Origin of the sequence: Candidatus Ruminimicrobium bovinum (assembly GCF_902760015.1) — a bacterium.
In the GTDB taxonomy this organism is placed as follows: Bacteria; Elusimicrobiota; Endomicrobiia; order Endomicrobiales; family Endomicrobiaceae; genus Ruminimicrobium; species Ruminimicrobium bovinum.
Window position 1 is genome coordinate 1 of sequence record NZ_CACWEU010000153.1, and the last position, 6073, is coordinate 6073.

Consider the following 6073-nt stretch of genomic DNA (forward strand, 5'->3'; position numbering starts at 1 on the left):
ATTTTTCCGCTATTATCAGTTGAACCATCGTCAATTAATATTATTTCTAAATTTTTATAAGTTTGATTAATAACACTATCAATACAGCGGCTTAAATACTGTTCAACATTATATACTGGGATGATTACTGAAATTAAATCTTTGGTATTCATTTTTTATTATTTTAATCTCTTTTTACATCAATAACTTGTCCAGTCAAATCCGAAAGTAAAGTTTTTAATGATGCTTCTGCTACTTTTTCAGGTTGTAACAAACTACCTTCCGGTTCTTTGCCGAACGCTTTAAATCTCATTGGTGTTGCTGTTCTTTCGGGATTTATTACATTTATTCTTATATCTTCAGTATATAGTTCTTCCGCTAATGCTTGAACTAAATTTACTATTCCTGCTTTTGTCGACGAATAGGTTGAATATAATGCTCTTCCTCTTGTATAACTACTTGATGCATATAATTGCATTGAACCTTTTGATTGTTTTATATAAGGTATTGCTGCTTTTACTACATTTATTGAACCGATATAATTTATGTTTATATCTTTTTGAATATCTTCTATTTTTCTTTCAACAAGTTTTCCCATACTTAATATTCCTGCTGAATTTATCACATAATCTATTTTTTTATTCTCTTCAAAAACTTTTTTTAGATATTTTTCTATTTGATTATAATTTGTGATATCACAATCATTTCTTAATGACGGAGTATAAATTTTTGCTTTATATTCTTTTGCAAGATTTGCTGTTGCTTCTCCTATTCCACTTGTTCCACCGAATATTACTATTACCTTATCTTTTAATTTCTCCAATCCTATATTTGAAGGATATAAATTACTTCTTATTTGAAATAATTTATCTGCCATAAATATATCACTCGGATATGTTACTTTTATATTTTCGGTATCACCTTCGACTACATAAACTTCTCCCAAATTGTATTTAACTATCAATCCACAATCATCGGTAAAGTTTTTATCATTTTTTGAAAGTTCATGTGCTTTTTTTATTAATGAAAGTTTAAAACATTGTGGTGTTTGCCCCCTTCTCAATACTGCTCTATTAGGAATATTTTCAATAATATTGTCTTTTATTTTTATAATAGTATCTGCGGATGGTATTGCAACATCTATTGCATCATATTTTTCTAAAGCTTTAATACAATCATCAATTATTCTTTGTGTTAAAAACGGCCTTGCACAATCATGTATAACAATATTTGCTTCTTCATCATCTATTGAACTAATACCGATATACGAACTTTCTTTTCTTGTTTCTCCGCCATTTAATATTTTTGAAACTTTTTTATAATTATTTTTTAACAAAATATCTTCCGCTTTAAGCCTATATTCGGGAGTAATAACAATAATGATTTCGTCAATATTTGAAGATTTTTCAAAAATTTCTATGGTATGTTCCAATATTGTTTTACCTGCAATTTTTATAAATTGTTTTGGAATATCCGCACCATATCTGCTACCTGTTCCTGATGCTAAAATTATTCCGTAATTTTTTAATTTGTTCATTTAATATTTCCTTTTTTTATATATTCTGTATATGGCTTTTCTAAATCAATAATATCTGTGGGATGATTTGAAATTTGTTTTTCTTTTGGAGGTAACTTCATATAATTACCATATATTTGAGTTAAGTATTTATCATATTCTATAGGAGCCTTTACCGTTAAGTTTTCAAACTGAAGATTTATTCCTTTTCCAAACCATTCTATTGGTGACACTTCTTTTTTACCATAAAGTCCACCATAATTAGTAATTAAATTACTTTTTTTTATGGATTTAAATAAAATATCTCTTTTGATTAAAACCGAATATATATTTGGATAAAAAATTTTTAATATTTTTGCTAAACTTTTTACACAAAATTTTTTATATAAAGAATAATCTGCTTTTGATAAGTTATAAATTTCATTGATTCTAAATAAAAAAATTTTATTTTTTAAATTTAATAATAAACATTTAATTTTATTTATAGGATAGTAGTCTAAGATGAAGATATCTATATAAATACCGTGATTCATATTACATTTACTAAAACAATTTTGAATAAATGTGGTATTTGAATTTCTTATTTTTGCAAAATTTAGAAAATATTCTTTATCACTAATATAAGTTTGTAAAAAATATTCTTGTGATAAATATTTTTGAGCAACATTTAAAAATTTTTCATAATCTTTTCTTGGCATAGCAACATCAATATCATCATCCCAAGGAATAAAACCTTTGTGACGAACTGCACCTAATAATGTTCCTCCTAGTACATAATATTGTAAATTTTCTTTGTTACAAATATTGATAAATTGTTCTAATATTTTCAATTCTACTTGCTGTAATTTTTTAATATTCATTTTTTTAGTCCTTATTTATAAAATATATAAACAATAAGTTAAGATTTTTTTCTATAATTTCTGTACCATAAGCATAATTTATTAATAATATTTTCATTCTTTATAGTTTCTTTTATAAACAACTTTATTTTATCGATTAATGGATAGTTACTTAAATGACAAATTTTCCAAATTTGTTTATCTTTTGGAATTTTATTTTGGCTGATGAATTTATTAAAAATTTTTATTATTCCTCGTTCTTTCTCTGATGGCAAATGCAAAACTGAAACTTTATTAAATTTGTAACAAGTTGATACTAATCTAAAAGAATCTGTCCAAAATCTAAAAATATAAGCTCCTGCATTTTTTATTTTATCTCTCAGTTTATAAGCAGTAATACTAAGTATAAATTCATCTCCTATAGATGTAAGGAAACATTTGTTTTTCATTTCGTTATAAATATCTTTGGCTTTTTCAATAAACTTTCTTGCCAATGATAGATTGGCTGCAAAAAATTCTCCTCCATACTGAGTAATAAAAATTTCCTTATTAAAAAAAAACTTTATTTGTTTACAAAATGTAATATAATCTTTAGTATCTAAACCATGATTTATATCATATAGTAAAATATTATCTTTTGTTTCTTTCCAAATATTATCAAAACTATTCTGTATATATGTATCAGCATCTAAATAACAATAGTTTTCATAGTCCATTTTTACTAAATGATCCAATGCACATAATTTATAAAAAGCAGATGCCCATGGATAATTTTTAGGAAAACAAAAAGTATCATATTCAAAAGTAAAAATTTTAATATTATTGTTTTCAAGTAAATGTTTATATTTTTTATCTATTTGATTATCTTGCAAATTTGTTACCAAAGCAATGTCACAAGATTTATTATAATGTCTCGCAGATATTAAAGATACACAAATATTTTTTAAATAAATATTTTTTTTATCTTTAGAAAAAACATTCATGCCTGAATTATATTTTTCATTAAAAAAAAATGGTGTAAAAATTATATTTTTAGTCATTTTATATTCTTAAAGTTTATTTTTTGTTATATTTTTTTAACTGCAAGATGTTTATATTTAAAATTTTTATTAATATAAACCACACAAAAATATAAGCCATCATATAAGCGGTTGAAGATAATAAATCTCCTCTACACATAAAAAAGAAAAACATCAATATAACAGGATAAATTAATTCAAAATTATTAATTTGTTTTCCCGAAATATCAATATTTTCCCAATAAAATAAATCTAATTTTTTTGCAATAAAACCAATAAGTATTCCAAAAATAATTAAGCCAATAAAGCCAAAATTTATAAGACTTTCCGCTGGTAACGGACATGATACATTTGTAAAATTCCAATTATAATTTTCTGCAATAAAAGCTCCACTCCCTATTGGTTTAGACATCCAAAATATTCTTGGAATAAAAAATAAAACTACTCCTAATAATTGATAGCCAAAAGTAATACTATTTATATGAATATAATCAATAACTAAATTTAACATTGTATATGCATCATAATCACCAGCTAACCATACTATAGATAAATTATTAAATACATTTAAAATTGATTGAGTTATTGAAACATTGTAAAAAGAAATATTACGAAAAGCATTTAAAAAAGGAAATAATATAAGAAATGCTCCTAAAAATAATATTATAAAAAGTTTATTTGTCTTTAAAGTTTTAGATAATGTTAATAATAAGCCTAAATAAATAACACCTGTTGTATTTCTAGCTAAACTTGTTGGAAAGAAAGAAATTAACAACGATAAAGAAGAAATAAAAACAAAAATACTTCCTTTTTTATTTAATTTTTTATTAATAAAAGAAAAAATAACAGCAAAATAAGAAATAGACTGTAATATTTTCCCTAATAATAAAGTTATTGAAGAATTTTCAGAATAACTTATTCCTGATGTTGCTCTTGAAAACAAATTTATAAAACCTATTTCATTTATTCTATAGAACATAATAAAAATACTAAACAATGTTAAAGATATTGTTAATATAAAAATTTTGTTGCTTTTTTTAATATAAGATAAATTATGTATCATATATCCTTTTTCATTCACAAACAAATTTCCTATAATTACAAAAAATGTCCAACAGGTTAGATATAAATTTGTTTTAGTTAAAATATCATCAGAAAGATAATTTACCCATGGAAAAACATTATTTGAATATTGAATAATTGCAGCAAAAAAGAAAAATAATAGACAAAAACTCCAATGTATCATCATTAAAGAAAAAGAATATTTTTTAACTTCTTTTATAAGTAGAAGTGTCCATAAAAAACCATTAACAAAAAAAGTTAAATAAACACCAAAATCACTTCTTTGGAAATTACCGAATGGTATAGCTGCAATAAAGACTATAACTAATAATAAAATTAATAACCATAATGAAAAAAAAGTTAATATTTTATTTGTTTGTAACATAATTATATTTTCTCAATATTTCCAAAACTTTTTTATAATTTCCAATTTCTATACAACAAGATTTTTCATCTACTAAAGTTTCTTTACAACCGCCAACATCGTAAGTAATAACAGGTGTTCCACAAGATTGAGCTTCTAAATTAACTGTTGGGTAATTGTCTTCATAAGCAGGATTAAAAAATACATCACTTGCGGAATATATTTGTGCTAATTCTTGCGGACTGGTTGTTTTTTGTATGGCTAAAATATTTTTGGGTAAAGATTTAATTTGTTTTTGGGTTAAACCTACCAAAACTATTTTGTAATTATCATCTAACATCTTTGATAGTTCTATAAAATCGTTAAGACCTTTTCTTGTTTCCCAAACACTTGCTACACCTAAAATTATTTTTTTATTTTCTAAGCAATACTTTTTTCTAAAATCACTCGGTGTTGGTTTAAAAATTGTTTTGTCTATTGTGTTATAAATTACTTCTACCGAATATTGGTTTAAAAAACTTTGTTTAACTAAATTAGCAAGCCACTTTGACGGAGTAATTAAAGTAATATTTTTTAAACCGGTAAAAAGTTCTTTTTTCTTTTCAAAGTTTTGTTTAGAGTTATCTTTAAACAAACTTGCAGGATACATTTTTTTCTGCGGGCAGTTTTGGCATTCTGTTTGCCACTTATTACATTTAGCAAATGTAAAGTAAGAACAATGCCCTGTAAATGCCCAACAATCGTGCAAAGTCCATTTTATTTGTATATTTTGATGTTGTTTTAACCAAGTAAATAAAAGTTCTATATTAATATAATAGCCGTGTATATTGTGTAACCAAATTAAATTAGGATTATATTCTTCTACCCATTTTAAAAACTTTTTTGTTGCATTATATGAGCCAAAACCGTGATTATCAAACAACCTTGTTTGCAGTGCATGTAGTTTAACATCTAAATTGTTACCGATTCTAACAGCATATTTTTGAAATTGTTTCGGAACATAGGAGTTCCTGCCATAGACAATTTTAACTTCGTTGCCCTGTTTTTCAAATTGTTGTGCTAAATCGGTACAGATTCTTCCGGTGCTACCGATACCACAGACGGAATTGATGAGCAAAACCTTTTGATGCATGGATGTATGGATGTATGGATGCATTGATAACGACTCTTTTTTATTTTCCATTTTTATCTCTTTTTTTCTATGCCTCTATGCCTCATTTTAGTTAATGGTTGAACAGTTTAATGGTTCAACAACTACGAGATACCGCATCAAGTGCGGTATGACAACCAACAA

General features: G+C 24.7%; 6 protein-coding genes. All 6 read right to left on the reverse strand.

Annotation, left to right across the window (positions count from 1 at the left end):
* Positions 1 to 152 (reverse strand): glycosyltransferase family 2 protein (locus ACMUOV_RS05270; protein WP_413854065.1); only part of this gene is annotated, 152 nt, incomplete at its 3' end.
* A gap of 11 nt (positions 153 to 163) precedes the next feature.
* Positions 164 to 1516 (reverse strand): 2-C-methyl-D-erythritol 4-phosphate cytidylyltransferase, encoded by a 1353-nt coding sequence (gene ispD / locus ACMUOV_RS05275; RefSeq protein WP_413854060.1) that lies wholly within the window; start codon positions 1514 to 1516, stop codon positions 164 to 166.
* Positions 1513 to 2355, reverse strand: a complete 843-nt coding sequence (locus ACMUOV_RS05280; protein ID WP_413854061.1) for a LicD family protein — start codon at positions 2353 to 2355, stop codon at positions 1513 to 1515. The genes ispD and ACMUOV_RS05280 overlap by 4 nt, the downstream gene beginning before the upstream one ends.
* A gap of 38 nt (positions 2356 to 2393) precedes the next feature.
* Positions 2394 to 3374 carry a hypothetical protein gene (locus tag ACMUOV_RS05285; protein WP_413854062.1) on the reverse strand — a complete coding sequence of 327 codons (981 nt, stop codon included), beginning with the start codon at positions 3372 to 3374 and terminating at the stop codon, positions 2394 to 2396.
* Between the two features lie 16 nt (positions 3375 to 3390).
* Positions 3391 to 4296: a hypothetical protein gene (locus tag ACMUOV_RS05290; RefSeq protein ID WP_413854063.1), complete on the reverse strand. Its 906-nt coding sequence runs from the start codon at positions 4294 to 4296 to the stop codon at positions 3391 to 3393.
* A 487-nt stretch (positions 4297 to 4783) separates the two neighbouring features.
* Positions 4784 to 5962, reverse strand: coding sequence for a glycosyltransferase (locus tag ACMUOV_RS05295; RefSeq protein WP_413854064.1), 1179 nt, complete (start codon positions 5960 to 5962; stop codon positions 4784 to 4786).
* Between the last annotated feature and the right edge of the window lie 111 nt (positions 5963 to 6073).